Consider the following 25,732-nt stretch of genomic DNA (forward strand, 5'->3'; position numbering starts at 1 on the left):
TAGCAAGCGCAGGCGTCGCGTGATGCAGGGACAAGCCGTTCTGGTTCAGTTCAGGTGGTCAGGGTATAACCGAGGCATGCTACGCATCGCCGTCATCATTCTGCTTTGCCTGTTCGCCGCGCCGGTAGCGGCGGAGGACTGGCAGCTGCATGCCGTGTTCGGCAATCAGGTCGTGTTGTCGGTCGACGGCGAGCGCGCACTGGTCGGCGAGGGCGAGACCGGGCCGGGCGGGGTGCGGGTGTTGCGTATCTCCGGCAGTGGCGCGGTGGTCGAGCGCGACGGTGAGCGCCGCGAACTTCAGGTGGAAAGACGCCCCCGCGGTGCCGGTGCCCCTCGGGCCGATCGACGCGGGGCCGGGATTACCGTACATCGGGATTCGGCGGGCGAGCACGCGGTTACCGGTGGGGCCAATGGCCAGGCGGTGACTTTCGTGATTGATCCGGGTACCGAGGCGGTGCTGCTGCGCGAGCGCGATGCACGGCGTGCGGGCCTCGACCCCGACCGTGGGGAATCGGTGCGTGTCGAGCGTGCGCAGGGCACAGTGGAGGGGCGTTCGCTACGCATTGACCGACTGCAGCTGGGTCATCTGGCGCGCGATGATGTCCCGGCTATCGTGCTGGCCGACCATGACCTTCCGCGCTCGCGGCTGGGCCAGGCGTTTCTGGACGCCTTCGAGATCGAGTTCGACGGTGGGGCCTACACCATCCGGCCGTAATCTCACCTTCGAAGCCTGCGGGGTGGATTCGCGTTAGGATGCCGCAAGTCCACCACTGCTGATTCCCTATGCCGCTGATTCGGCGCCACCCCGTCGATGCCCCCGCCCCGCGCCGCGAGATCTTCGGCTGGGCGATGTTCGACTTCGCCAACCAGGCCTACACGCTGCTGATCATCACGGTGATCTTCGGCGACCTGTTTACCCGCATCATTGTCGGTGACGGGCCGGACTATCGGCTGGGCAATCTGCTGTGGAGCCTGAGCCTGGCAATCAGCTACGGGATGGTGGTGATCGCCGCCCCGTTCGCCGGTGCGATCATGGATGCCACGGCCTCGCGCAAGCGCTTCCTGATGGCCTCCTGGATGCTGACCGTGATCGCCACGGCGATGCTCTACTTCGTCGAGCCAGGGCTGGTGGTCTTCGGCATGGCGCTGATCATCGCCTCCAACTTCGGCTATGCGATTGGCGAATCCTTTATCGCCAGCTTTCTGCCGAGCCTCGGGCCGCCGGAGAAGCTTGGCTGGATCTCCGGGCTCGGGTGGGGCATGGGCTATGTCGGCGGGCTGATTGCCACCGCCTTTGCCCTGGGTCTGCTGGGTGACGTCAGCGAGGAGAACTTCGAGCGCATCCGCTGGGTGGGCCCGTTCGCCGCGGCCTTCTTCCTGATTTCCGCGATCCCGACCTTCCTGTTCCTGAGAGAGCGCGGCACGCGCCGGCGGATGCATCGGCGGTTGCAACTGGGGCTGGGCTGGCGCCGCGTGCGCGAGGCACTGGTCACCCTGGCTCAGCGCCGCGAGCTGCGTGCACTGTATGTGTCCATCTTCTTCATGATGGCCGGGATCTACATCATCATCGCCTTCACTTTCATCTACGGCTCGCAGGTGATCCAGTGGGAGGAGTCGGTGCGCATCGCGATGTTCGTGATCACCCAGGTCACGGCCATCATCGGGGCGATCGGGTTTGGCTTCCTGATGGACCGCGTCGGGCCGGTACGCATCTACCGCATCACCCTGGCGCTGTGGGCGCTGGCGGTGCTGGCGATCTTCGGCACCTCGGCCATTGCCCAGTGGCTGAGCGCGTTGCTGGGCCAGCCGGTCGAGGCGCAGATGGTGTTTCTCGGGGTCGGGATCATCGCCGGGCTGTGTCTGGGGGCTGCACAGTCGGCCGGGCGCGCGCTGGTGGGCATGATGGTGCCGGTCCGCGAGGCGGGGCGCTGGTTTGGCTTCTGGGCGCTGTCCGCGCGGGCGGCGGCGATCTTTGGCCTGGTCGGGATTGGCCTGCTGCAGGCCTGGTTGGGCCTGGCCAACGCGATCCTGTTCTGCCTGTTCCTGTTTGTGGCCGCACTGCTGGCGTCGATTCCGGTGCATCTCGCTCGGCGCAACCGCGAGCCCGATACGGCCTGACCCGGAGGGCCGTTGCGCTGCCCTAATCGTGATCGCGCGCCGGCACGCGCGGGTCCTCCACCTCGTTCTCGTCCAGCATCTGGGTATCCAGCATGAAGCCGATCGCGGCGTCGCTGATGCCGTTGATCACGAATTGCACGGCCAGCACGGCGAGGATCAGGCCGAAGACCTTGGTCAGGATGTCCTTCCCGGTATCGCCCAGGTACTGAACGATGTAGCGCGAATAGATCATTGCGTAGTAGCAGGCGACCATGCAGGCCAGCACGCCGAGGAATACGAGCCCCGTGTGATAAACAGTCGGCGCCTCGCTGGTCAGGATCATCACCGTGGCGATCGCGCCCGGGCCGCTCATGAACGGGATGGCCAGCGGGATCACCGAGATGTCCTCGGTCACCTGCCCCTTGTCGGCCTTGACCTCCTCGGCGGTCTCCTTCTCGGTCGCGCCCTTTTGCCGGATCATGCCGATTGCAATGCCGAACAGGATGATCCCGCCGGCGATGCGAAACGCGGCCAGGGTGATCCCGAACAGCTGGAAGATCACCCCGCCCAGCAGGGCGAACGCGAACAGCAGCGAGGTGGCCACCTTCACCGAACGCAGCGCGATCGCCCGGCGCTTCTCCTCCGAGGCACGCGGCAGCATCGCCATGAAGATGAAGGCGGTGGTCAGCGGGTTCACGATCACGAACACCGCCAGGAAGGTGACGACCAGGTATTCCAGCAATACAAGCATGACAGGAGCTTAGGCCGGAATCGCGGAGCTTTCGAGAGGAAAAGGCGTGGTGGCGGCTCCGGAGCCTGCAGCGGCATGCGTGGGCAGGGACGGGGCCCGGTCGTTATACTCTGCGCGCATGAAGAAACGCCTGCATCCTGAATCCTTCCCGACCCTCGAGCACTTTGTCGGCAACACGCCGCTGGTGCGCCTGCAGCGCATGGCGGCGGATCTGCCGTCCACCGTGCTGGTCAAGCTCGAGGGCAACAATCCCGCCGGCTCGGTCAAGGACCGGCCCGCGCTGAACATGATCCAGGCGGCCGAGCGCCGCGGCGACATCCAGCCGGGCGATACCCTGATCGAGGCGACCAGCGGCAATACCGGCATCGCGCTGGCGATGGTCGCGGCGATGAAGGGCTATCGCATGATCCTGGTGATGCCGGACAACATGTCCGCCGAGCGCCGCGCCTCGATGAAGGCCTTCGGCGCCGAGCTGGTGCTGGTCTCGCGCGAGGAGAGCATGGAGGGCGCGCGCGATCTGGCCGATCGCATGGAGGCCGAGGGCAAGGGTCGGGTGCTGAACCAGTTCGGCAATCCGGACAACCCGGATGCGCACTATATCGGCACCGGGCCGGAGATCTGGCGCGACACCGAGGGCACGGTGACCCACTTCGTCTCGGCGATGGGGACCACCGGCACCATCATGGGCGTGTCGCGCTATCTGAAGGAGCGCGACCCCAGCGTGCAGATCGTCGGCGTGCAGCCCACCGAAGGATCGTCCATCCCCGGCATCCGCCGCTGGCCGGAGGCCTACCTGCCGACCATCTTCGAGGCCTCGCGGGTCGATCAGACCGTGGATGTGACCCAGGAGGAGGCCGAGGACACCATGCGCCGTCTGGCGAGCGAGGAGGGCATCTTCGCCGGGGTCTCGTCCGGTGGGTCCGTGGCCGCGGCCCTGAAGCTCGCGGCCGCGACCGAGGGCGGCACCTTCGTCGCGATCATCTGCGACCGCGGCGACCGTTACATCTCCACCGGCGTGTTCCCCGCATGAGCGCCCCGATCCTGATCTTCGATCTCGAGACCGTCCCCGACATCGACGGCGCCCGGCGCCTGCACGACTTCGAGGGCCTGAGCGATCACGAGGTGGCGGAGGCGCTGTTCGCCCTGCGCCGCGCGCAGGCCGGCACGGAGTTCCTGAAGCACCCGCTGCACCGCATCGTCTCCATCGGCGTGCTCTACCAGGGCGGCGACGCGCTGAAGCTCTCCGCCTTCGGGCGCGAGGGCGAGGACAGCCCGGCGCCGACCGAGGCCGAGCTGCTGCGCCAGTTCTTCGACGTGATCGACAAGCGCACGCCGCAGCTCGTGAGCTGGAACGGCGGCGGCTTCGACCTGCCGGTGTTGCACTACCGAGCGCTGATCAACGGCGTGCAGGCCCCGCGCTACTGGGAGCAGGGTGACGACGACCGCGAGTTTCGCTACAACAACTACCTGTCGCGGTTTCACTGGCGGCATGTGGACCTGATGGACGTGCTGGCCGGCTTCCAGGGCCGCGCGGTCACCAGCCTCGACATGATGGCGAGCCTGCTCGGCTTCCCCGGCAAGCTGGGCATGGACGGGTCGAAGGTCTGGCCAGCCTGGCGCGATGGCCGCCAGGCCGAGATCCACGACTATGTCGAGCACGACGTGCTCAATACCTATCTGGTCTGGCTGCGCTTCGAATACATGCGCGGCAACCTGACCGATGCCGCCCTGGCCAGCCGGCAGCAACAGCTGGTTGAGTACCTGGAGGGCAGCGGCGCGGCGCACCACCGGGAATTTCTCGACGCCTGGCAGGCGGCCGGACGCACGGGCTGATGGCACGCATCGACAAGACCCCGTTCGAGGCTTTGATCGAAGAGGTCACGCTGGACGGTCAGGGCGTGGTCCGGCGCGATGGCAAGGCCTGCTTCATCCACGGGGCGCTGAAGGGCGAGCGGGTGATGGCCCAGCAGACCGGGCGCAAGCGTCGCTTCGACAGCGCCGAGGTGGTCGAGGTGCTGGAGTCGGCTCCGGGCCGGGTCGAACCACCCTGCGCGTTCTTCGGCCTCTGCGGCGGCTGCAAGCTGCAGCATGCCTCCATCGAGACCCAGCGTGCGATCAAGGAGCAGGCCCTGTTCGATGCCCTGGAGCGCATCGGCCACGTGACCCCCGAGGCCCGCTTCGAGCCGCTGACCGACACGACCCTCGGCTACCGGCGCACTGCGCGGCTGGGGGCGAAGTACGTGCCCAAGAAGGGCGGGGTGCTGGTCGGCTTTCGCGAGCGCGGCAGCCCGTATCTGGCCGAGATGACCCATTGCGAGGTGCTGCACCCCGCCGTAGGCAAACGTATCCGGGCCCTGCGCGAGCTGATCGGTGGCCTCGAGGCGCGCGACCGCCTGCCGCAGATCGAGGTGGCGGTGGATGATGACGAGCGCGTGGCGCTGATCTTTCGCAACCTGGATCCGCTGTCTGCGGCGGACAGCGCGCGGCTGTCCGCCTGGGCGGAGGCCGAGGGCATTCAGGTGTATCTGCAGCCTGGCGGCCCGGAGACGGTGGAACCGCTGGCCGGGCCGATCGAGCCGCTGGTCTATCGCCATCCGGACTACGATGTGTCGGTCCCGTTCATGCCGACGGACTTTATCCAGGTGCATGCCGGCATCAACCGCAAGATGGTCCCGCAGGCCCTGGAGGCACTGGATCTGCAGCCGGGCCAGCGGGTGCTGGATCTGTTCTGCGGGCTGGGCAACTTCACCCTGCCGCTGGCACGCACGGTCAGCGAAGGCGAGGTCGTCGGCGTCGAGGTGGACGACGCGATGCTGGCGCGGGCGCGCGCCAATGCCCGCGACCAGGGCATCGCCAACACCCGCTACGAGCGTGCCGACCTGGATGATGTGGAAGCACTCAAGAATGCCGCATGGCTGGGCGAGCGCGTTGACCGCGTGCTGCTGGATCCACCGCGCACCGGCGCGGCCGCGGTGATCGAGGCGCTGGCGCCGCAGCGCATCGAGCGCATGGTCTATGTGTCCTGCAACCCGGCCACGCTCGCCCGTGACGCCGAGCGCCTGGTGCATCATCATGGCTATCGCCTGGAGCGGGCCGGGATCATGGACATGTTCCCGCATACCGCCCATGTGGAATCCATGGCCGTGTTCCGGCGCGACGAGCCAAGAGGGAGAGACTGAATGCTGGAGATCGTACAGGCGGGCGGCTGGCTGATGCTGCCGATCCTGCTGTGTTCCGTACTCGCGGTGGCCATCGTGCTGGAACGCCTGTGGACGCTGCGGCGGTCGCGCGTGGTCCCGCCGCGCCTGCTCAGCACGATCTGGGAACAGATGCGCATGAAGGGGCTGACCCTGGAGGACATCCAGCGCATCCGGGCCGGTTCGCCCCTGGGTGCTGTGCTGGCCGCCGGCCTGGCGACCCATGACCGCGCGCGCCAGATCACCCAGGAGAGCATCGAGGAAGCGGGCCGTCGGGTGGCCCACGAACTCGAGCGCTACATGAATACGCTCGGCACCATCGCGATGATCACCCCGCTGCTGGGCCTGCTCGGCACCGTGGTCGGGATGATCGAGGTGTTCACCGTGATCACCGAGATCGGTGTCGGCAGCCCGCGCGATCTGGCCGGGGGCATCTCCCAGGCCCTGATCACCACCGCCGCCGGCATCGGTGTGGCGATTCCGGCGCTGGCCTTCCACCGCTACTTCCGGGGCCGCATCGACGAGCTGGTGCTGGAGATGGAGCAGGAGGCGACCAAGCTGGTCGAGGTGATCCACGGCGAGCGGGACGCAACCGCCGCCACGCCGGAAGGCGGAGTCACCGCGTGAACTTTCGCAGGCCGCACCATGACGAGCCGGGCGTCAATCTGACGCCGCTGATCGATGTGGTGTTTCTGCTGCTGATCTTCTTCATGGTTTCGACCACCTTCGATCAGCATGCCAACATCGAGCTGACCCTGCCGTCGGCCGACCGCGAGACGGAGGTGGTTGAACGGGCCTGGCTGGATATCGTGGTGGATGCCGACGGCAACTATTTCGTGGATGGCCAGGAACTGGTCAACCGTCGCGCCGAGACCCTGGAGCGGGTGATTTCCGAGGCGCGCGAGGGGCGCGAGGATGACCCCGTGCTGATCCGCGCCGATGCCAATACCTCGCACCAGTCGGTGGTGCGCGCGCTGGACGTGGTCGGGCGCCTGGGCATTACCTCTGTCTCGATCGCGACCCTTGGCGAGCGCGACGACGATGATTGATGGCGCGCGCGAAGATGCCGCCTTCGGGGCTGCGCATGGGGGATGAGGCGGCGGGCTACGGTGACCGCCCGCTGCCGGTCTGGCGTGCCGTCTGGCGCGACTATCGCCAGGGCAACGGGGCCCGGGCGCGGGCGCGCCGCGGCTTTCTGAGCCCGCCCGCCGAGCGCGGGCGCCTGGTCTGGATCAAGGCCGGGGGTACCCCCGAGGATGTACGCTTGGGCATCGAGCTGCTGGGAGCGGTGCGCGACAAGCGTCAGGACGTGCGCATCGTGCTGACCTTCGAGCAGGATTATCCCGAGCTGTTCGAACGCCACATGCAGCCGTTCAAGAAGGTTGGCGTGGGCTACGGGCCCTGCGATCGCCCGCGCGTGGTGCGCCGTGTCCTGGATCGCTTTCAGCCCCACGGCATCCTCCTGGCCGGGGGCAATGCCCCGCGCAGCCTGCTGGCGCAGGCCCAATGCCCGGTGGTTGCGGTCAATGCCCGGCCCCCCACGTGGAAACCCGTGCGGCCAGTGGAGCAGTGCTGGCCTCTGAACACATCCACGAGCTGGGCCCACGGTGCGGCGGCCGATGTCCTGCCGGTCGCCGACCCCCAGGCGCGTTTTGTCGAGGCCCAGGCGGACGTGGTCCTGCGCGCCCTGGTGGGCGGGGAGGTGCAGCGGCTGTGGTGGTGGCATGGACGTGACGACCAGTGGTCGGCATGGCGCGCGGCCTGGGAAACATCCGGCTTGGGGGCGACCGATATCCTGCTGGCCAGTCGCCGGGGCGGAGCGGCGGCGACTGCGCGCGATCTTCCGGGGACCGGGCTGCGGGTATCGGAGTGGGATCGCTCGTCACTGGCGGCCGGGACCATCCTGCATCTGGATGACCGGCGCTGGTTTGCGGCCGCGGCCAGTGCCGCGCATGCGGTACACCTGGCCGCGCCCGACCGTCAGGCCCTCTGGCAGGGGCTGGCGGGGGGCGCGGCCGTGAGTCTGGGAGAGACGCCGGCCACCGAGGTGCCATGCCTGGTGCTGGAAGATGCCTCCGCCGTGCTGGCGGCCTGGGCGCGACTGCGGGACGACCCCGCTGCCCGGCGCCAGCAGGGCGACGCGGCCCGGCGGCGCTTCTGGGACGAGCGCCGGCAGGTGGATGCCAACTTCGATGCCGTGCTGCGGCGGGTCTGGGACTGGTAGCCATGGGCCGGTTCAAGGCGTGGCTGGGCGCCCGAATCTGGGATCAGTGGTGTCAGCGCGGGCCGTTCGCGGCGGCGATGTACCCGCTGTCGCTGGCCTATGCCGGGGCGGTGGAGTGGAATCGCCATCGGCTGGAGCAGGCCCGGCGGAGCATCACGATCCCGGCCAAGGCGGTGATCGTGGTCGGCAACCTGACGGTGGGTGGCAGCGGCAAGACCCCGATGACCATCTGGCTGGCGAAGCGCCTGGCGGATGCCGGGTATCGTCCGGGGATCGTCAGCCGGGGCTACGGCGGGCGCGGGGATGCCGCGGGGATTCGAGTGACCCCGCTGTCGGACCCCGTGGTGGTCGGGGACGAACCCCTGCTGATTGCACAGCGCACCGGGGTCCCGGTGCAGGTCGACCGCGATCGTGTGCGCGGGGCGCGGGCGCTGACGGACCAGGGCGTGGATGTGGTGATCGCCGACGACGGGATGCAGCATCACCGTCTGCCGCGTGACATCACCATCCTGATGATCGACGGCAAGCGCCGGCTGGGCAACGGCCTGTGTCTGCCGTCCGGGCCGTTGCGCGAGCCGAAGACCGCGCGGGAGCGGGCGGACTTCGTGCTGGTGACCGGGGGCGAGCCCGGCCCCGGCGAGTTCGCGATGGAGCTGGTGCCGTCCAGCCGTCTGCAGCGCGTGGATGGGCATGGCGAGGGCTACAAGCCACACCGCTTTGCTCGCCGTGATGCCCATGCGGTGGCCGGCATCGCCGACCCGGAGCGCTTCTTCCGCATGCTCGAGGCGGCGGACATTGACATCATCCGGCATCCGTTCCCGGATCATCACCGCTTTCGTCCGCACCAAATTCGCTTCGATGACGGTCTGCCGGTTCTGATGACCGAGAAGGATGCCGTAAAATGCCGGACGTTCGCGCAGGAGAATCACTGGTACTGGCCGATTGCGGCCCGCGTGCCGTCTGCCTTCGAGTCGGCTTTGCTGGCCCGTCTGGAAACGGTCGCCCGAATCAAGAAGGCGCTGATCTGACCGCGTCGCAACTACTGTTGGGGTATTAAATGGACAAGCGTCTGCTCGACATTCTCGTCTGCCCGGTGACCAAGGGCCCGCTCAAGTACGATCGCGAGAACCAGGAACTGATCTCCGTTTCCGCCGGTCTTGCCTATCCGATCCGCGACGAAATCCCGGTGATGCTGGAGGACGAGGCCCGCGCCCTGTCGGACGAGGAAAAGGAACGCTGGCGCGACGCCTGAGCGTTCCATGGCCGCCTTCCATGTCGTGATCCCGGCACGGATGGCCTCCAGTCGGCTCCCGGGCAAGCCGCTGGCGGCCGTCGCCGGGCGCCCGCTGATCGCGCATGTGATCGCCCGGGCGAAGGAGAGCCGGGCCTCGCGGGTGATCGTCGCGGCGGACGACGAGCGCATCCTCGATGTCGCGCGCCAGTGCGGGGTCGAGGCCTTTGCTACCGATGCTGACCTGCCCTCCGGTACCGACCGCATCGCGGCGGTGGCGGCCGCCGAGGGCTGGGGCGACGAGTCCATCGTGGTCAATCTGCAGGGTGACGAGCCGCTGACGCCAGGATCACTGCTGGATGACCTGGCTCGCCTGCTGGCCGATACGCCGGAAGCGGATATGGCGACCTTCGGTGTCCCTATCCGCCGCCCCGAAGACCTGGCCGACCCGAACCAGGTGAAGCTGGTCACCGATGCGTCGGGGCGCGCGCTGTATTTCTCGCGTGCCCCGATCCCCTGGGATCGCGAGGCCCATCGGGCAGGCCGCGCCCCGGCGCTGGATCAGGCGAACCGGCATCTGGGCGTCTACGCCTATCGTGCCGGGTTCCTGCGCCGCATGAGTGCCGAACCACCCGCCGCGCTGGAGCAGCTGGAGCAGCTCGAGCAGCTGCGGGCCCTGGCCATGGGCGCCTGGATCCAGGTCGGGCGTCGCGGCGAGGCGCATCCGCCGGGTGTCGATACCCCGGAGGATCTCGACCGGGTGGATGCCTTGCTCTCAGGGCGTGTCCGCGTTTGATGGTGATACGGATTAGCACTGCCTGACGGATTCCCTACTCGACCTGGGCGTGGCGCAGACTTGGCGCTCCGCTCCTGCTACCATCGGCGGTTGATTCTGAAACCCCCGGGCCCCAGGTTCCGGGGCGACCCCGGAGCACGCAGAGACCACCATGCTGCAAGCAATTCGCGACCGGGCGAGCGGCTGGCTCGCCTATGTGATTATTGGCCTGATTACCATCCCCTTCGCTGTCTGGGGGCTCGGGGAATATTTCGGTGGTTCCGGTCCGCTGGTCGCGGCCGAGGTCAACGGGACCGATATCCAGGTGCGCGACGTGCACAACGAGGCGCGCGCACAGCGGGACCAGATGGCCCGCATGTTCGGTGGCCAGATCCCGGATGACCTGCTCGACGAGGAGGGCATCCGCATGCAGGCGCTGGAGACCCTGATTCGCCAGGAACTGCTGCGCCAGGCAGCCGACTCGGCGGGCTTCAAGGCCGCAGGAGACAGCATCCTGCGGGAGATTCGCGGCATGCCGGTGTTCCAGGAGGGTGGCCAGTTCAGTCGCGAGCGCTATGCGCAGTTGCTCAATGCGCAGCGTCTGAGCCCGTCGGACTTCGAGCGCGACATCGGCCGGTCGATCATCCTGTCGCAACTCCAGGGCGGCATCCAGGCCACGGGCTTCCCGGCGGATGCGCTGGTGGATGACTTCAGCCGCCTGCGCAACCAGACGCGTGTGGCCAGCTGGCGCATCTTCCCGGTCGATGACTTCGACCAGCCCGACGTGGTCGACGACGAGGCGATCGAGGCCTATTACGAGGCCAATCAGGACGAGTTCACCACCGAGGAGCGCGTACGTATCGCGTATCTGCAGCTCGATCCCGAGGCATTGGAAGAGGCGGTGGATGTGTCCGAAGACGATATCCGCCAGCACTACGAGGTGAACCGCAGCCGCTACGAGGAGCCGGAGTTGCGCGAGGTGCGCCAGATCCGGATTCAGGATACCGGCGAGGAAGGTGAGGCAAAGATCAACGAACTGCGCGATCGCCTGGAAGAAGGCGAGGACTTTGCCGATCTGGCCGAAGCGTACTCCGAGGACAGTCTCAGCGCCGATCGTGGCGGCAGTCTGGGCGAGATTGCCCGGGGTGACCTGGACCGCACGCTCGAGACCATCATCTTCACGCTGCCGGAGGGGCTGATCAGCCGCCCGGTGCGTACCGACCGGGGCTGGTTCATCCTCGAGGTGACCTCGATTCAGGAGGCCCGACCGCAACCGTTCGAGGATGTGCGGGACGAGGTTGAACGCGATCTTCGCGACCGCAGCGCTGAACAGATGCAGATCGACGCCCTGGATGACCTGATGGGGCAGGCCGCCGAATACCCGGACAGCCTGGAGCCGGCCGCCGAGGCGACCCGTCTGGAGATCCAGACCAGCGACTGGTTTACCCGCGGCTCCGGCGACGGCATCGCCCAGCACCGTTCGATCCGCAATGCGGCCTTCGATCCACGTGTGCTGGAGGATGGTCACAACAGCGAGGCGATCGACCTGCAGGATGGCTCGACTGTCGTGCTGCGAATCGAGGAGCACGAGCCGTCCGAGGTCCGTCCGCTGGCCGAGGTCGAGGACGAGATCCGCGAGCGTCTGCGGCGCGAGGCGGCCGCCGATGCCGCGCGCGAAGCGGGTGAGGAACTGATCGCACGGCTGCGTGACGCCGACGACTGGGCGGATGCTATCGAGGATGATGACGCCTGGCAGATGGAGCGCGAGGTGCGCCGGGATTCGCCGGTAGATGGCGATAACGGCGTGCCCGGTGGCTTGCAGCAGCACCTGTTCCGCCTGTCGGCCCCGGGAGAGGACGCCGTCGAGATCAGCGGCACTCGTCTGGGGACTGGCGACTTCGCCGTCGCGATCCTGCATGAAGTGCGGCTCGACGAGCAGGAGGCGGATGCGGCGATGCGCCAGCAGGCCCGCGAACTGATGCGCAATGCCTATGCCAGCGCCGAGTTCCGCGCCTATCTGGCCTGGCTGGAATCCGAGGCGGATATCACGCGTTATCCGGAAAACCTCGACTAGTCGCGCCCCCAACGGGCGGTTCACCGGAACCGCCGAACGTAAAAAGGCCCGGTCCGCGAAAGCGGGCCGGGCCTTTTTCGTGGGTCGCGCACCCCACCCAGGTGGCCGGGGCAGGAGCTTAACTATCCTTGTCGAGCCCGATCTCGGCGGCGCCCAGGCCGACGGTGTTGTAGCCCGAGTCGACGTACATCACCTCGCCGGTGATGCCGGAGGCCAGATCGGAGCAGAGGAAGGCCCCGGCATTGCCGACCTGTTCGGTCGTCACGTTGCGGCGCAGCGGTGCGTTGGCCTCGACATGGTCGAGGATGCGCTTGAACTCGCCGATGCCCGAGGCGGCCAGTGTGCGGATCGGGCCGGCGGAGATCGCATTCACACGCGTGGTCTCCGGGCCCAGGGTGTAGGCGAGATAGCGGACGTTGGCCTCGAGGCTGGCCTTGGCCAGGCCCATCACGTTGTAGTTGGGCATGGAGCGTTCCGCCCCGAGGTAGCTCAGGGTCAGGATGGAGGCTTCGCGATCTTTCATCATGCCGCGCCCGGCCTTGGCCAGCGCCGCCAGGCTGTAGGAGCTGACATCATGGGCGATGCGGAAGCCGTCGCGGGTCATGTTGTCGAGGAAGTCACCGTCGAGCTGTTCCTTGGGGGCAAAGGCCACCGAGTGGACCAGGATATCGATCCCGTCCCAGTAGTCGTCCAGCCGCTCGAAGACCTGTTCGATCTCGCGGTCGTCCTCGACGTTGCAGGGCACGAGGATGTCGGAGTCGAAATCGGCGACCAGTTTCTCCACGCGGTCGCGCAGCCGCTCGTTCTGATAGGTGAACGCGAGCTCGGCGCCCTCGCGATGCATGGCCGAGGCAATGCCATAGGCGATGGAGCGGTTACTGGCCACGCCGACAATCAGCGCGCGCTTGCCCTTCAGAAAACCCATGTAAATCTCCTTGAATCTGGTTCGTGCCGGCGCCCTTGAAAAGGACCGCCCCGTGGCGGCCGGACCGGGCGGGAACCCAGTGCCGACGCGACTGTCTCGGGATCATACCGATGTGCCGCGGGTCCGGCCAGCTAGGGGAACACTGGCCAATGTACACGCTCGCTGCTTCGTCGCTTATTCGTGCGAACAAGGCACGGTGCGCAGCCGGTAGTGGTTTTACCGGCAAGGGCCGCAACGCCGGATCGGAAAACCTGGGGTGCCAACGCGAGTGTGTACATTGGCCAGTGTTCCCCTGCACCCGGTGAGAGCGGCGGGCGGGATTGCTATAGTGCGCGAAGTGCGGTCTGCATCGTTTGTCCCTGGGGAGCGCGGACGTCGGTGCCACTCAAGAGCGGAGGCCTTGTGAGTCGTCATTTTGGTTGGATTGTCACCCTGATCGTGCTGGGCATCCTGTTGTTGCTGGTCATGGTGCAGGTGGATCGCCAGTGGCAGCGCATGGCCGCCATGCAGAACATGATGAGCGAGCAGGCTCGCGACCTGCGGGCACTGCGCCGCAGTCTGCAGAGTCTCGAGTCCGATCTGGCCTCGGGGCGTTTCACCACTGGGGACGGCGAGCGCGCACCTCGGGTCGCGGAGGTCCCCTCGGCATTCGAGCGGGCGGCCGAGGCGGCGGGGCGTGATGATTATGCCGAGGGCGACTGGCTGGTGCAGGCCTTCGGTACGGGGCTGGCGACGATCACACCCTATGTCTCCAGCGACGCCTATGCCGCTGACGTACAGAACTACGTGCTGGAATCGCTGGTGCAGCGCCATCCGGAGACCCTGGACTGGCAGGGCTTGCTGGCCGCGTCCTGGGACTTCGATGAATCCGGTCAGGAGCTGACCTTCCAGCTGCGTCCTGGCCTGCAGTTCTCCGACGGCGAGCCGCTGACCGCGGAGGACGTGGAGTTCACCTTCAACTTCCTGATGACCGATGCGATCGCGGTGCCGCGCGCGCGGGCCTTCCTGGAGAAGGTCGAGAAGGTGGAGGCGGTGGACGAGCGTACCGTCGTGTTCACGTTCGAGGAGCCGTATTTTGACGCCTTGCGGGTCGCCGGTGGGCTGAACGTCCTGCCAAAGCATTTCTACGAGCGCTACCTCGACGAGCCCGAGACGTTCAACGAGTCGCGCGGGATTCTGCTGGGATCCGGCCCCTACCGGCTCGAGGACCCGACCGGCTGGACGCCGGATGCCGGGCGGATCGAACTGGAGCGCAATCCGCGCTACTGGGGGCCGGTGGAGCCCTCGTTTGACCGGCTCGTCTGGCGCGTGATCCAGAATGACAGCGCGCGCCTGACGACCTTCCGCAACCGCGACATCGACGTCTACGGGGCCCGGCCGCGCGAATACGCCCGGCTGCGCGATGACGAGGCCCTGCGTGAACGCGCGGATACCCACGAATACATGAGCCCGACCGCGGGCTATTCCTATATCGGCTGGAACCAGAAGCGCGATGGCGAGCCGACCCGCTTTGCCGATCCCCGCGTGCGCCGGGCGATGAGCTATCTGACGGATGTCGATCGCCTGATCGAGCAGGTGATGCTGGGCTATGCCGAGCGCGCGATCAGCCCGTTCAGCCCACGCAGCGACCAGCACAACCCCGACCTCGAACACATCCCCTTTGATGTCGAACGCGCGCTGGAGCTGCTGGCCGAGGCCGGCTACTCCGAGAAGAACCGCGACGGGGTGCTGATCAATGAGGACGGCGAGCCGTTCTCGTTCGACCTGGTGTACTTCCAGGACAACGAGGACACCCGCCGTATCGCCTTGTTCCTGCGCGATCTGTATGCCCGCGCCGGGGTTCATATGCGGCCGCAGCCAACCGAGTGGTCGGTGATGCTGGAGAAGCTCAGCCGCCAGGACTTCGATGCCATTACCCTGGGCTGGACCAGCGGCGTGGAGGTGGACATCTACCAGATGTTCCACTCCAGCCAGACGGTCTCTGGTGGTGACAATTTCATCAACTACGAAAACCCCGAGCTGGATGCCGTGATCGAGGCCGCGCGCGGCGAGGTGGACGAGGACAAGCGCATGGAACACTGGCGCGAGGCCGAGCGGATCCTGGTGGAGGATCAGCCGTATACCTTCCTGATGCGGCGCCAGACCCTTGCCTTCATCGACCGGCGTATCCAGAACCTGGAACAGACGGCACTCGGCCTGAACCTCGGGTTCGTGCCGGTGGAGATCTACGCCCCGTTTGACCAGCAGCGGTACGGGCAGTAGCCGCATGCCAGCCGGGGCCGGAGTGCCAGAGAACCCGCGCACGCCATGCTGACCTACATCCTGCGCCGCCTGATCTTGATGGTGCCGACCCTGTTCGGCATCACGGTCGTGGTCTTCGCCGTGATGGCGGCCGCGCCGGGCGGGATCAGCGCGCTGACCCTGATCGAGGGGCAGGGCCTGGAGCCGCAGGCGCAAAAGGCGATGGAGGAGTACTACAACCGCCTCTATGGCCTGGACCAGCCGCCGCCGGTGCAGTACGGGCGCTGGCTGAACAACATCTCGCCGGTGGGCTTTGCCCAGGACGAGGACGGCTCGCTGACCGGCTGGCCGAAGCTGAAGGCCCCCAATCTCGGGACCAGCTTCCGTTTTGGCCGTCCGGTGGCGGATCTGGTCGCCGAACGATTGCCGATCACCCTGCTGCTGAATGTGCTCTCCATACCACTGATCTACATCGTGGCGGTGGCCGTCGGGGTACGCGCGGCCACCCAGCAGGGGCAGGCCTTCGATTCCCAGTCCGGGGTGGTGCTGCTGGCCTTGTGGTCGGTGCCCACAATGCTGGCGGGCGTCCTGCTGATCGGTTTCTTTGCCTCCGATCAGTTCTGGCAATGGTTTCCGACCGGGGGCTTGAGCCAGCGGGCGGCGCTGGACATAACCTTCCTGCCAACCGTGGAGGTGGCCTGGGCCATACCGCTGCTGCTGGTGCTGCCGTTTCTGGGGGCGGCGCTGGGTATTTACCTGGCGCGCTACCTGCCCGATCTGATCCGGGGCGGGCTTGGTGCGGCCATCGGGGGCTTCTGCGGTTGGCTGATGTTCAGTGACCTGGCGCCTGCCGGCTGGATCAGTACAACCGTTGCCATGGGGATCGGTGTAGTGCTGGGCTGGCTGATGGCACACAGCGACTGGGGCGTGCTGCGTGGCTTCTACCTCGGCACGGTGGGCCTGGCCGCGGGGTTCGCGATAGCGCTGGGCCTGGCGCCCGGCAGCATGGTGCCGGGCTTCCTGCTGGATCGCGCATGGCACCTGGTGCTGCCGGTACTGTGCCTGTCCTATGGGGGGCTCGCCTTCCTGGCCAAACTCTCGCGTTCGTCGGTGCTGGAGAACCTGAACTCGGACTATGCCCGCACCGCGCGTGCCAAGGGCGTGCCCGAGCACGAGGTGCTGTGGCGGCATGTGTTCCGCAACAGCCTGCTGCCCCTGATTACCGTGTCGGCCACCCTGCTGCCGTCGCTGCTGGCCGGGTCGGTGATCGTGGAGGCGATCTTCTCGATCGACGGGATGGGCAAACTCGCGGTGGAGGCGGTGCAGACCCGCGACCGCGAGCTGGTGCTGTCGATCACGCTGATCTCCGGCGTGCTGACCCTGGTTGGCTATCTGCTGGCGGATCTGGCCTATGCCATTGTCGACCCGCGGGTGAGTTATGACTGAGTCGGTGCAGCAGGGCGAGGGCCGTCGCAGCCGTTCCTGGGCACGCCGGGTGGTCGGCGAGGTCTTGCTGCGCTGGGGTGCGCGGCTGGGGATCGGGTGGATTGCGCTGCTGACGCTGGTTGCGATCCTGGCCCCCGTGCTGGCCAGCTCGCATCCGCTGCTGGTGCAGACGGCGGACGGCTGGTCCATGCCGTTCCTGCGCTACCTGACCGCGGCGGATGTCACGCTGTTCGGGATGCTGGTGCTGGCGGGCGTGTTCTGGCTGCTGCCGGGCCGCCCCTGGCGGCGCTTTGTGCTCTGGGGAGTGCTGAGTGCGATCCTGGGGGCGGTCGCCTGGCAGACGGTCTCGCCCCCCTCGCTGGTGATCTACGAGCAGTACCGCGAGGCCGAGGCGCAGGGCGAATACCAGACCGTGATCCGCGCGCCGATCCCGTATTCGCCGCGCGACTACCTGCGGGATTACGCGGACACCGGGCTCGAGGCCCCGCGCGAGTCCCCCGATCGCGTGCACTGGTTCGGTACCGACGACAATGGGGCGGACGCGCTTTCGCGCATGATCCACGCCTCGCGCATCGCCCTGTCCATCGGCTTCATCGCCACCGGGATCGCGCTCGGGATCGGCGTGATCCTGGGCGGGTTGATGGGTTACTTCTCGGGCATCGTGGACATCATCGGCATGCGTCTGGTGGAGATCTTCGAGGCCATCCCGACCCTGTTCCTGTTGCTGACCTTTGTCGCCTTCTTCGGGCGATCGCTGTATCTGATGATGCTGATCATCGGCCTGACGTCCTGGTCCGGTTATGCGCGCTATGTGCGCGCGGAGTTCCTGCGCCTGCGGCAGCAGGACTTCGTGCAGGGTGCGATCGCGTCGGGGTTGTCGCTGCCCTCGATCCTGTTCCGCCATATGCTGCCGAACGGGATCGCACCGATCCTGGTGGCGGCCAGCTTTGGCGTCGCCTCCGCGATCCTCGCCGAGGCCACACTGTCGTTCCTGGGTCTGGGGCTGGTGGACGAGCCCTCCTGGGGACAGATGCTGAACCAGGCGGTGCAGAGCTCGACCTTCAACTGGTGGATGGCGGCCTTCCCGGGCGGGGCGATCTTCCTGACCGTGTTCGCCTACAACCTGATCGGCGAGGCCCTGCGCGATGCGGTGGACCCGCACTCGCGCTCGGCCGCCAAGGCCGCCAGCCATGCCGCGCCCACCCGCCCGGCAGCCGCGGGCGCCACCAGCGGGGGGGTGCGCTAGGCCATGCTCGAGGTGCGCAACCTCCGCATTCGGCATCGCGACAGCGAGGCGCCGCTGGTCGAGGACATCAGCTTCTCGATCCGTGCAGGCGAGCTGTTCGCCCTGGTGGGCGAGTCGGGGTCCGGCAAGTCGATCACGGCGCTGGCGATCATGCGGCTGCTGGACGGGGGCTTCGAGCCCTCCACGGGTGATGTCTGGCTGGCCGGGCACGGGACCCGGCAGGAACTGCTGGGCCTGCCGGACCGCGTGATGCAGCAGGTGCGCGGGGATCGGGTGGGCATGATCTTCCAGGAACCGATGACCTCGCTGAACCCGGTGCTGACTGTGGGCGACCAGATCGACGAGGTCCTGCGCCTGCACCGCCCGCAGATGACCCCGGCCGAGCGCGAGGCGCGGGTGCTCGAGGTGCTGCGCGAGGTCCAGCTGCCAAACCCGGAACAGCGGCGCCACGACTATCCGCACAAGCTTTCAGGGGGGCAACGTCAGCGCGTGATGATCGCGATGGCGCTGGTGGCGGAGCCGGATCTGCTGATTGCCGACGAGCCGACCACCGCGCTGGATGTGACCATACAGGCCGAGATCCTGAAGCTGATCGATCAGCTGCGCGAAAAGAACGGGATGGCTGTGCTGCTGATCACCCACGATTTCGGCGTGGTCGCCTCGGTGGCGGATCGCGTGGCGGTGATGCACAAGGGCCGGCTGGTGGAGCAGGGCGAGTGTCACCCGCTATTGCGCGACCCGCAGGATGCCTACACGCGCAAGCTGATCGGCGCCCTGCCGGAAAACCTGCCGCCGTTGCCCTCGGTGCCTGGGGCCGGGCGCGAGACGTTGCTGGACGTGCGCGATCTGCAGGTGCATTTTCCGGTGCTGAAGGGCCTGATGCGCCGCCAGGTGGATGTCGTGCGCGCGGTGGATGGCGTCTCGTTTCAGCTCGACAACGGCGAGGTGCTCGCGGTGGTCGGCGAGTCGGGCTGCGGCAAGACCACGCTGGGTCGCGCGATCCTGCGCCTGATCGAGCCCACTGGCGGCGAGATCCGCTACCGCGACCAGCCATTGACCGGGATGCCGCGCAAACCGTTGCGCCGCCTGCGGCGTCATTTGCAGGTGGTGTTCCAGGACCCGGCCTCATCGCTGAACCCGCGCCTGAACGTGATGACGTTGCTGACCGAGCCCATGGCGGTACACGGGATTGGCGAGGACCAGGAGGATCGCATCGAGCGTGCGCGCGCGACTCTGGACCAGGTCGCGCTACCGGCGGATACGCTGTGGCGCTATCCGCACGAGTTCTCGGGCGGCCAGCGCCAGCGCATCGGGATTGCCCGGGCCCTGGTGCTGGATCCGGACGTGATTATCTGCGATGAGGTGACCAGCGCGCTGGATGTCTCGGTGCAGGCGGAGGTCCTGCAGATCCTCGGACGATTGCGGGTCGAACGCCGCCTGGCGCTGATCTTCATCACCCACGACATGGGGGTGGTCGAGTATTTTTCCGACCGCATGCTGGTGATGCACGATGGCCGCATGGAGGAGATCGGCAACACCGCCGAGGTGCTGGCCAGTCCGCGGGCCGAATACACCCGTCACCTGCTCGAGGCGGTCCCGCGGGTTTCGCGCTACGTGCATTAAACCCAGCGACACTTCCGACGTATCGCTAGCTGGCCTCGTGGGTGCCGAAGGCGCGGGCGCGCAGGGTGTTGTCCAGCAGCATCGCCACCGTCATCGGGCCGACACCGCCGGGCACCGGCGTAATCCAGGCGGCCTTCTCCGCCGCCGCGTCGAATTCCACGTCACCGCACAGGGTGCCGTCTTCGCGGCGGTTGATGCCGATGTCGATCACCGTGGCCCCGGGCTTGACCCAGTCGCCCTTGACCAGGCCCGGTTTGCCGGCCGCTGCGATCAGGATGTCGGACTGGCGCGCGATGCCCGCGGTATCCGGCGTGAAGCGGTGGCAGATGGTCGGGGTGGCGCCAGCCAGCAGGAGTTCCAGCGCCATCGGGCGGCCCACGATATTGGAGGCGCCAATCACACAGGCGGTGCGGCCCTTGAACGGCTCATCCAGGTGGCGCAGCAGCTGGATGACACCCCAGGGCGTGCAGGGACGCAGACGCGGGATCCGGGCGACGAGCCGACCCACGTTATAGGGGTGAAAGCCGTCGACGTCCTTGGCGGGCGAGATGCGCTCGATCACGGTCTCGGGGTCAATATGGCTGGGCAGCGGCAGCTGCACCAGAATGCCGTCGATGGTGCGGTCGGCATTGAGCTGGTCGATCAGGGCCAGCAGATCGGTCTGCGGCGTGCCCGAGGGCAGATCATAGGAGTGCGAGACCACGCCGACCTGCTCGCAGGCCTTGCGCTTGTTGCGCACGTAGACCTGGGAGGCGGGATCGGAACCGACCAGCACCACAGCCAGGCCCGGCGGGCGCAGGTCGCGGGCGGTCATGGATTCGATCTCGGTGGCGATGCGGGCGCGATGGGTCTGGGCAATCGCGCGGCCGTCGATGAGCTGGGCAGTCATGGGAGGCTCTGTCTCGGAAACTGGCCGCGATCATCCCACGCGCGCGGGAGCGCCTCAAGCCGGCTCGTTCGCGGGTGCGTCAGCTCGCCGCGACCAGGCTGGCGCGACTGGGTCCGGACTCGCAGCGATTGCGCCCGCCGGCCTTGGCCCGATAGAGGGCGTCGTCCGCCCGCTGGAGCAGAAAATCCGCGTTGTCGCGGGAGTCGGGCTCGATATTGAGGCTGGCGACCCCCACCGAGACTGTTACGTACAGTTCATCCGGGGCGCAGGGCGGCACATGTTCGTGGCCCTTGAGTATGATCGGCGTCTGGGCGATCTCGCTGCGCAGTTTCTCGGCCAGTTGCAGTGCGGCGTCCTGGTCGGTGTGCGGGGCGATGACCACGAACTCCTCGCCACCAAAGCGTGCCGCCAGGTCCACGCGGCGCAGGTTCTGCCGCAGGCGCTGGGCGATCGATTCGAGGATATAGTCACCCGCCAGGTGTCCCAGGCGATCGTTGATCCCCTTGAACTCGTCGATGTCCAGCATGACCACCGACAGCGGCTGGCCATAGCGCCGCGAGCGGGCGACTTCTTCGTCCAGGCGGCGGTCCATGTGGCGGCGGTTGAACAGGCCGGTCAGAGGATCGGTGATCGATTCGTGTTCCAGTCGGGTGATGCGGCGGATGCTTTCCACCGAGCTATAGGTCAGAAGCACGACGCTGCAGACGAAACATCCCCCCAGGAGGAATATGATTGGCACCAGCAGGTCAGGGATGGAGTGGTACAGGCCCCAGTTCAGGGGGATGAAACCGAGATACCCCAACGTGAAGATCGGGATCAGCACGAACATCAGCAGCCAGCCCGTACGAACGCGGCTCTCCGGCAGCTCGCGCAACAGGCGGGCCAGGTTCCACTGTGCATAGATCAGGCCCGCTGCACCCAGCACGATGGCGCCGTTGGCGACCCAGTTGAGCATGTCCCTGTCTCCCCCGCCCGCAAGCTCGACTTGCGTACCTGCAACGTATCACGGAAACGTGCATGAAAGAACAACCTTTGCAACCCTTTGTACCTTGACCGCTGGCGGTGGCGGCGCTACCATCCTGCGCTCGCTGTGTAGGCCCTTTTGCGGGGACGGCTCGACGGGGTATAGCGCAGTCTGGTAGCGCGCCTGCTTTGGGAGCAGGATGTCGGGGGTTCGAATCCCTCTACCCCGACCATTTCTCCCGGCCGAAGGCTTGCAGGCAGGCTCGATATCAGGCGTGGCACCTCGACGTTCGGCGGTAACGCGCTCGTAGCTCAACCGGATAGAGCATCGGCCTTCTAAGCCGACGGTTGCAGGTTCGAGTCCTGCCGGGCGCGCCAGAGCCGCCCTTTGTGCCAGTGGTTGTGCAGTGACACGGTGGTGACCGTAGCTCAGTTGGTAGAGTCCCGGATTGTGACTCCGGTTGTCGTGGGTTCGAGTCCCATCGGTCACCCCATCCCCTTTTTCTCGGGGGCCGTTAGCTCAATTGGTAGAGCAGTGGACTCTTAATCCATTGGTTGTAGGTTCGATTCCTACACGGCCCACCATTCCCTTGCCTGACCTCTCACGGTTTTTGCCTGTCTCTGGTTGGTTGGCCCGTTGGCCATGCCTGGTCGCGCCGATGTGCTTCTGGTGTACCGGGTGGATGTGGCGGTACTCGATCAACCTTTTTCTCCTGATCTCGCAGCGATCTACCGACAGCGTGATGGCGCCCTCAGTCGTTCGTCTGACAGCGTGATTTCCCCCCCAATTAGTCTGCCATTCAGGTGCTAGCCTCCCCACACGTTTGTGGTGCAAGGCAAGCCGACAGGTTCGGCAAGCACACCGCGCCCGGTTGCTGAAACATGGGAGGCCCTAATCATGGCGGTACTGGATCGTAGTCTGGAGAACTTGCTGCGACTGCCGCGCGGCAAAAAACAGGGATTGATGGTGCTGGCGGACATCGTAATGCTGCCGCTGGCACTGTGGCTGGCCTTCGTGATTCGTACTGGCCAGACGGTCCCGCCGATGATGGTCGAGGCCTGGTGGCTGTTTGCGCTGGTCCCGGCGGTCGGCGCGCTGGTGTTCGCGCGGCTCGGTTTGTATCGAACGGTCGTGCGGTTCATGGGGGCCCGCGCGGTGCGTGCGGTGATCGTCGGCGTCTCCGCGCTGGCGCTGATGATCTGGGCCTCGGCCGAACTGACACAGACACCTGGATTCTTCGGGGCGGTGGCGGTGAATTTTGCGCTGCTGGCCTTTGCCCTGGTCGCGGCGGGCCGATTTGTGGTGCGCAGCTGGTACCAGGCCGTGTCCGATGCGCGTACTGGCAGCGAGCGCGTGGTCATCTTTGGCGCCGGTGAGGCAGGGGTTCAGCTGGCCTCCGGCCTGCAGTCCAGCGGCCGCTTCCGGGTGATGGCCTTCATCGACGAGGACCCGGCGGTCCAGGGGCGTTCGATTGACGATATCCCGGTCTGTGGCCGCGAGGCCCTGGGCACGCTGGTGGAGCAGTGTGGCGTGCGCCGGGTATTGCTGGCGGTGCCGTCGGCGAGCCGGGCCGATCGCCGGCGCATCCTCGAATGGCTGGAGCCCTATCCGCTGCATGTGCAGTCGGTGCCCTCGCTGGAGGCGGTCGTCTCGGGCCGGGCCCCCCTGGATCAGCTGGAGGACCTGGATGTCGCCGACCTGCTGGGCCGCGATCCGGTGCCGCCCAACGAGGCCCTGCTGGCTCGGAGCATCCGCGGACGCGTGGTGATGGTCACCGGCGCCGGGGGCTCTATCGGTTCGGAGCTTTGCCGCCGCATCCTCAGTCTGGAGCCGGCCGCCCTGGTGCTGTTCGAGCGTAACGAGTTCGCGCTCTACCGGATCGAACAGGAGATCATGCAGCGGCGGTTGTCCATGCAGCCGGGCGTCGAGGTGCACGCGGTGCTGGGCTCGGTCGCCAACCAGGCGCGCGTCGAAGAGGTCCTCCACCAGTATGGCGTGCAGACGCTCTACCACGCGGCCGCCTACAAGCATGTGCCGCTGGTCGAGGGCAATCTGCTGGAAGGCCTGCGCAACAACAGCCTGGGCACCGCCGTGGTGGCCGATGCGGCGATCGCCGCCGGCGTCGAGCGTTTTATCCTGGTGAGCACGGACAAGGCCGTGCGGCCCACGAACGTGATGGGCGCGAGCAAGCGCCTGGCCGAGATGGTGCTGCAGGACCGCGCACGCCGTCAGAACGCAACGGTGTTCAGCATGGTGCGGTTCGGCAACGTCCTGGGTTCTTCCGGGTCCGTCGTACCCCTGTTCCACCGCCAGATTCGCGAAGGTGGGCCGGTCACGGTGACTCACCCGGAGATTACCCGCTACTTCATGTCGATCCCGGAGGCCGCCGAGCTGGTGATTCAGGCCGGGGCGATGGCGCAGGGGGGCGAGGTCTATGTGCTCGACATGGGCGAACCGGTGCGCATCATCGACCTGGCCCGGCGCATGATCCGTCTGCACGGCCATCAGGTCCGGGAGGACGAGGCCGAAGGGGAAGGTATTGCCATCACCTGTACCGGCCTGCGTCCCGGCGAGAAGCTCTACGAGGAATTGCTGATCGGGGATAACGTGGAAGAGACCCCGCACAGCAAGATCATGCGTGCACGCGAAACCTGTGCGGAGCCGGCGGTTCTCGCCCGCGCCCTGCGCACGCTGGAGAAGGCCGACCGCGAACGCAATGCCCAGGCCGCGTTCGAGGTGCTGCGCGAGGTCGTCGATGGTTACGAGCCGGGCCGCGATGAAGAGGCCGCTCACAGTGCCTCTGCACCGGTCGGACGGCCCCGCCCGGCTCCGGCCCCGACCGTGCGTCCGGCGGCAGTCGCCTATGCACGGGTGGCCGATCCGGTGGTTCCGCGCTAGAGCGGACTCGCTCGAGCGTGCGTGGTGATCCGGGTTTCCCTGGTGAGACCCGGGTCAGTCGCGTCCGGCGCGCAGGGCGATGGCCAGCAGGAGCAGGGGCAGGTAGCCGATTACGACACCGGCGGCACCCGGTAAATGATTGGCAACGACCAGGACTGCAATGGGGAGTAACCAGAGCAGGTTGATCGTGGCGACACCCAGGGCCACCGGGATATGCGACCCGAACCGGTGGGCGGCATGCTGGTAGGCATGGCTGCGATGGGCCTCGTAGACCCGCATTCCCCGAAACAGGCGTACCGCCAGCGTTGTGGTGGCGTCAACAATGAACACGCCCAGCAGGATCAGCCAGGCGGCCAGGAAGTTCGTGTCCAGCCCCGCTGCGTGCATCGACAGCAGACCCAGCAGCAATCCTAGCGTGCCACTCCCGACATCCCCCATGAAGATCCGCGCCTGTGGAAAATTCCAGATGAGGAACCCCGCGCTTGCCGCGGCCAGCAGCGCCGGCAGCCACCACGCGTGCGCATCCCCCCAGCCAAAGAGCAGGCCGGCCATGGCCAGACAGGCCGTGACCGCCTGAATGCCGGCCAGACCGTCGATGCCGTCCATAAAGTTGTAGAGGTTCAGTAGCCAGACGACATAGAACAGCGCGATTACATGGCCGATCCATCCGGCATCGATCTGGACGCCGACAATCGCTACGGGTGGCAGCCCGCCCAGCCAGGCCAGTCCCCAGGCGGCCGCAAGAAAATGCACCAGCAATCGCCAGCGCGCGGCCAGGTGGCCGTGGTCGTCCAGCCAGCCGACCCAGGCGACGGCGCCGGCCGCCCCGATCAGGGCGGCGGCGGTCGGCAGGTCGACCCAGCCGATCCCGGCGGAGAGCAGGGTTCCGAGCAGAAAAACCAGCACCAGTGCCAGGCCGGCACCGCGTGGTGTGGGGGCTTGGTGCGAGCTGCGTGCGACGGGGATGTCGACCAGCTGCCGCGCCAGGGCGTACTGGCGAATCCAGCCCGTGATCACCACCACCAGCACGAAGGCGGTCAGCAATCCGATGGTCTCGATCACGTAAGGCATCCCCCATGGGTCCCGGCTGGCGGCCCCGGGCAGACAATCGGATCAATGCCGCCCCGGGCCGGATGCCGCGCATTGTGGGG

22 protein-coding genes and 4 tRNA genes are annotated in these 25,732 nt (G+C 67.0%); 21 read left to right on the forward strand and 5 right to left on the reverse strand.

Going from position 1 to position 25,732, the window contains the following annotated elements; all coding sequences use genetic code 11:
- The first annotated feature begins 76 nt into the window (after positions 1-76).
- Together F813_RS0105530 and F813_RS0105535 are read left to right on the forward strand one after the other, a co-directional pair.
- Positions 77-715, forward strand: a complete 639-nt coding sequence (locus F813_RS0105530; RefSeq protein ID WP_017925862.1) for a TIGR02281 family clan AA aspartic protease — start codon at positions 77-79, stop codon at positions 713-715.
- A 68-nt stretch (positions 716-783) separates the two neighbouring features.
- Positions 784-2,118 (forward strand): MFS transporter, encoded by a 1,335-nt coding sequence (locus F813_RS0105535; protein ID WP_017925863.1) that lies wholly within the window; start codon positions 784-786, stop codon positions 2,116-2,118.
- A gap of 22 nt (positions 2,119-2,140) precedes the next feature.
- Here the strand turns inward: F813_RS0105535 and F813_RS0105540 are convergent, their stop codons facing one another.
- Positions 2,141-2,848 carry a MarC family protein gene (locus F813_RS0105540; RefSeq protein WP_017925864.1) on the reverse strand — a complete coding sequence of 236 codons (708 nt, stop codon included), beginning with the start codon at positions 2,846-2,848 and terminating at the stop codon, positions 2,141-2,143.
- 118 nt (positions 2,849-2,966) lie between these two features.
- Here F813_RS0105540 and cysM point away from each other — a divergent pair, with 118 nt between their 5' ends.
- The 10 genes from cysM to F813_RS0105590 all read left to right on the forward strand — a co-directional run bounded on the left by cysM (position 2,967) and on the right by F813_RS0105590 (position 12,349).
- Positions 2,967-3,878 (forward strand): cysteine synthase CysM, encoded by a 912-nt coding sequence (cysM, locus tag F813_RS0105545; RefSeq protein ID WP_017925865.1) that lies wholly within the window; start codon positions 2,967-2,969, stop codon positions 3,876-3,878.
- Positions 3,875-4,681: a 3'-5' exonuclease gene (locus tag F813_RS0105550; protein WP_017925866.1), complete on the forward strand. Its 807-nt coding sequence runs from the start codon at positions 3,875-3,877 to the stop codon at positions 4,679-4,681. Before cysM ends, F813_RS0105550 begins: the two co-directional genes overlap by 4 nt.
- The gene (rlmD, locus tag F813_RS0105555) at positions 4,681-6,027 is read left to right on the forward strand and encodes a 23S rRNA (uracil(1939)-C(5))-methyltransferase RlmD (RefSeq protein WP_017925867.1); all 1,347 of its coding nucleotides are present in this window, start codon (positions 4,681-4,683) and stop codon (positions 6,025-6,027) included. The genes F813_RS0105550 and rlmD overlap by 1 nt, the downstream gene beginning before the upstream one ends.
- Positions 6,028-6,672: a MotA/TolQ/ExbB proton channel family protein gene (locus tag F813_RS0105560; protein ID WP_012982004.1), complete on the forward strand. Its 645-nt coding sequence runs from the start codon at positions 6,028-6,030 to the stop codon at positions 6,670-6,672. It begins immediately after the preceding gene.
- On the forward strand, positions 6,669-7,094 hold the full coding sequence (locus F813_RS0105565) for a biopolymer transporter ExbD (RefSeq protein WP_012982005.1): 426 nt from the start codon (positions 6,669-6,671) through the stop codon (positions 7,092-7,094). Before F813_RS0105560 ends, F813_RS0105565 begins: the two co-directional genes overlap by 4 nt.
- Positions 7,095-7,129: 35 nt before the next feature.
- Positions 7,130-8,269, forward strand: coding sequence for a glycosyltransferase N-terminal domain-containing protein (locus F813_RS0105570; RefSeq protein WP_026148158.1), 1,140 nt, complete (start codon positions 7,130-7,132; stop codon positions 8,267-8,269).
- Between the two features lie 2 nt (positions 8,270-8,271).
- The gene (gene lpxK / locus F813_RS0105575; protein ID WP_017925868.1) at positions 8,272-9,297 is read left to right on the forward strand and encodes a tetraacyldisaccharide 4'-kinase; all 1,026 of its coding nucleotides are present in this window, start codon (positions 8,272-8,274) and stop codon (positions 9,295-9,297) included.
- Positions 9,298-9,326: 29 nt separating this feature from the next.
- Entirely contained in the window at positions 9,327-9,521 is a 195-nt protein-coding gene (locus F813_RS0105580) for a Trm112 family protein (RefSeq protein ID WP_012982008.1), read from the forward strand.
- A 7-nt stretch (positions 9,522-9,528) separates the two neighbouring features.
- Positions 9,529-10,296: a 3-deoxy-manno-octulosonate cytidylyltransferase gene (gene kdsB / locus F813_RS0105585; protein WP_012982009.1), complete on the forward strand. Its 768-nt coding sequence runs from the start codon at positions 9,529-9,531 to the stop codon at positions 10,294-10,296.
- Positions 10,297-10,447: 151 nt separating this feature from the next.
- On the forward strand, positions 10,448-12,349 hold the full coding sequence (locus tag F813_RS0105590) for a SurA N-terminal domain-containing protein (protein ID WP_017925869.1): 1,902 nt from the start codon (positions 10,448-10,450) through the stop codon (positions 12,347-12,349).
- 118 nt (positions 12,350-12,467) lie between these two features.
- Here the strand turns inward: F813_RS0105590 and F813_RS0105595 are convergent, their stop codons facing one another.
- Positions 12,468-13,274, reverse strand: coding sequence for an enoyl-ACP reductase (locus F813_RS0105595; RefSeq protein ID WP_012982011.1), 807 nt, complete (start codon positions 13,272-13,274; stop codon positions 12,468-12,470).
- Between the two features lie 402 nt (positions 13,275-13,676).
- Here F813_RS0105595 and F813_RS0105600 point away from each other — a divergent pair, with 402 nt between their 5' ends.
- Genes F813_RS0105600 through F813_RS0105615 form a run of 4 tightly spaced genes read left to right on the forward strand, consistent with a single transcriptional unit; the run spans position 13,677 to position 19,830 of the window.
- Positions 13,677-15,536: a peptide-binding protein gene (locus F813_RS0105600; protein ID WP_017925870.1), complete on the forward strand. Its 1,860-nt coding sequence runs from the start codon at positions 13,677-13,679 to the stop codon at positions 15,534-15,536.
- Positions 15,537-15,581: 45 nt separating this feature from the next.
- Positions 15,582-16,961 (forward strand): ABC transporter permease, encoded by a 1,380-nt coding sequence (locus F813_RS0105605; protein ID WP_017925871.1) that lies wholly within the window; start codon positions 15,582-15,584, stop codon positions 16,959-16,961.
- Positions 16,954-18,207 (forward strand): ABC transporter permease, encoded by a 1,254-nt coding sequence (locus tag F813_RS0105610; protein ID WP_012982014.1) that lies wholly within the window; start codon positions 16,954-16,956, stop codon positions 18,205-18,207. The genes F813_RS0105605 and F813_RS0105610 overlap by 8 nt, the downstream gene beginning before the upstream one ends.
- A 3-nt stretch (positions 18,208-18,210) precedes the next feature.
- Positions 18,211-19,830 carry an ABC transporter ATP-binding protein gene (locus F813_RS0105615; RefSeq protein ID WP_012982015.1) on the forward strand — a complete coding sequence of 540 codons (1,620 nt, stop codon included), beginning with the start codon at positions 18,211-18,213 and terminating at the stop codon, positions 19,828-19,830.
- A gap of 25 nt (positions 19,831-19,855) precedes the next feature.
- Here the strand turns inward: F813_RS0105615 and folD are convergent, their stop codons facing one another.
- Both folD and F813_RS0105625 read right to left on the reverse strand, forming a co-directional pair.
- On the reverse strand, positions 19,856-20,719 hold the full coding sequence (folD, locus tag F813_RS0105620) for a bifunctional methylenetetrahydrofolate dehydrogenase/methenyltetrahydrofolate cyclohydrolase FolD (protein ID WP_017925872.1): 864 nt from the start codon (positions 20,717-20,719) through the stop codon (positions 19,856-19,858).
- Between the two features lie 79 nt (positions 20,720-20,798).
- On the reverse strand, positions 20,799-21,674 hold the full coding sequence (locus F813_RS0105625) for a GGDEF domain-containing protein (RefSeq protein WP_017925873.1): 876 nt from the start codon (positions 21,672-21,674) through the stop codon (positions 20,799-20,801).
- Positions 21,675-21,838: 164 nt separating this feature from the next.
- On the opposite strand from F813_RS0105625, the gene F813_RS0105630 reads away from it, so the two are divergent.
- The 5 genes from F813_RS0105630 (at position 21,839) to F813_RS0105650 (ending at position 24,581) form a co-directional block, all read left to right on the forward strand.
- Positions 21,839-21,915 (forward strand) — tRNA-Pro (locus F813_RS0105630).
- Positions 21,916-21,983: 68 nt separating this feature from the next.
- Positions 21,984-22,060 (forward strand) — tRNA-Arg (locus F813_RS0105635).
- Positions 22,061-22,100: 40 nt separating this feature from the next.
- Positions 22,101-22,176 (forward strand) — tRNA-His (locus F813_RS0105640).
- Positions 22,177-22,191: 15 nt separating this feature from the next.
- A tRNA-Lys gene (locus tag F813_RS0105645) sits at positions 22,192-22,267 on the forward strand.
- Between the two features lie 313 nt (positions 22,268-22,580).
- Positions 22,581-24,581, forward strand: a complete 2,001-nt coding sequence (locus F813_RS0105650; RefSeq protein WP_012982018.1) for a nucleoside-diphosphate sugar epimerase/dehydratase — start codon at positions 22,581-22,583, stop codon at positions 24,579-24,581.
- A gap of 54 nt (positions 24,582-24,635) precedes the next feature.
- Here the strand turns inward: F813_RS0105650 and F813_RS0105655 are convergent, their stop codons facing one another.
- Complete coding sequence (locus F813_RS0105655; protein WP_012982019.1) at positions 24,636-25,652, reverse strand: glycosyltransferase family 4 protein; 1,017 nt, start codon at positions 25,650-25,652, stop codon at positions 24,636-24,638.
- Positions 25,653-25,732 lie beyond the last annotated feature (80 nt).

The sequence above is a fragment of the Thioalkalivibrio sp. HL-Eb18 genome (assembly GCF_000364985.1).
GTDB lineage: Bacteria > Pseudomonadota > Gammaproteobacteria > Ectothiorhodospirales > Ectothiorhodospiraceae > Thioalkalivibrio.

Excerpts from the sequence above, each read along its gene's own strand:
- F813_RS0105530 (WP_017925862.1), top strand. The coding sequence starts at position 77 with ATGCTACGCATCGCCGTCATCATTCTGCTTTGCCTGTTCGCCGCGCCG.
- F813_RS0105535 (WP_017925863.1), top strand. The coding sequence starts at position 784 with ATGCCGCTGATTCGGCGCCACCCCGTCGATGCCCCCGCCCCGCGCCGC.
- F813_RS0105540 (WP_017925864.1), bottom strand. The coding sequence starts at position 2,848 with ATGCTTGTATTGCTGGAATACCTGGTCGTCACCTTCCTGGCGGTGTTC.
- cysM (WP_017925865.1), top strand. The coding sequence starts at position 2,967 with ATGAAGAAACGCCTGCATCCTGAATCCTTCCCGACCCTCGAGCACTTT.
- F813_RS0105550 (WP_017925866.1), top strand. The coding sequence starts at position 3,875 with ATGAGCGCCCCGATCCTGATCTTCGATCTCGAGACCGTCCCCGACATC.
- rlmD (WP_017925867.1), top strand. The coding sequence starts at position 4,681 with ATGGCACGCATCGACAAGACCCCGTTCGAGGCTTTGATCGAAGAGGTC.
- F813_RS0105560 (WP_012982004.1), top strand. The coding sequence starts at position 6,028 with ATGCTGGAGATCGTACAGGCGGGCGGCTGGCTGATGCTGCCGATCCTG.
- F813_RS0105570 (WP_026148158.1), top strand. The coding sequence starts at position 7,130 with ATGGGGGATGAGGCGGCGGGCTACGGTGACCGCCCGCTGCCGGTCTGG.
- lpxK (WP_017925868.1), top strand. The coding sequence starts at position 8,272 with ATGGGCCGGTTCAAGGCGTGGCTGGGCGCCCGAATCTGGGATCAGTGG.
- F813_RS0105580 (WP_012982008.1), top strand. The coding sequence starts at position 9,327 with ATGGACAAGCGTCTGCTCGACATTCTCGTCTGCCCGGTGACCAAGGGC.
- kdsB (WP_012982009.1), top strand. The coding sequence starts at position 9,529 with ATGGCCGCCTTCCATGTCGTGATCCCGGCACGGATGGCCTCCAGTCGG.
- F813_RS0105590 (WP_017925869.1), top strand. The coding sequence starts at position 10,448 with ATGCTGCAAGCAATTCGCGACCGGGCGAGCGGCTGGCTCGCCTATGTG.
- F813_RS0105595 (WP_012982011.1), bottom strand. The coding sequence starts at position 13,274 with ATGGGTTTTCTGAAGGGCAAGCGCGCGCTGATTGTCGGCGTGGCCAGT.
- F813_RS0105605 (WP_017925871.1), top strand. The coding sequence starts at position 15,582 with ATGCTGACCTACATCCTGCGCCGCCTGATCTTGATGGTGCCGACCCTG.
- F813_RS0105610 (WP_012982014.1), top strand. The coding sequence starts at position 16,954 with ATGACTGAGTCGGTGCAGCAGGGCGAGGGCCGTCGCAGCCGTTCCTGG.
- F813_RS0105615 (WP_012982015.1), top strand. The coding sequence starts at position 18,211 with ATGCTCGAGGTGCGCAACCTCCGCATTCGGCATCGCGACAGCGAGGCG.
- folD (WP_017925872.1), bottom strand. The coding sequence starts at position 20,719 with ATGACTGCCCAGCTCATCGACGGCCGCGCGATTGCCCAGACCCATCGC.
- F813_RS0105625 (WP_017925873.1), bottom strand. The coding sequence starts at position 21,674 with ATGCTCAACTGGGTCGCCAACGGCGCCATCGTGCTGGGTGCAGCGGGC.
- F813_RS0105650 (WP_012982018.1), top strand. The coding sequence starts at position 22,581 with ATGGCGGTACTGGATCGTAGTCTGGAGAACTTGCTGCGACTGCCGCGC.
- F813_RS0105655 (WP_012982019.1), bottom strand. The coding sequence starts at position 25,652 with ATGCCTTACGTGATCGAGACCATCGGATTGCTGACCGCCTTCGTGCTG.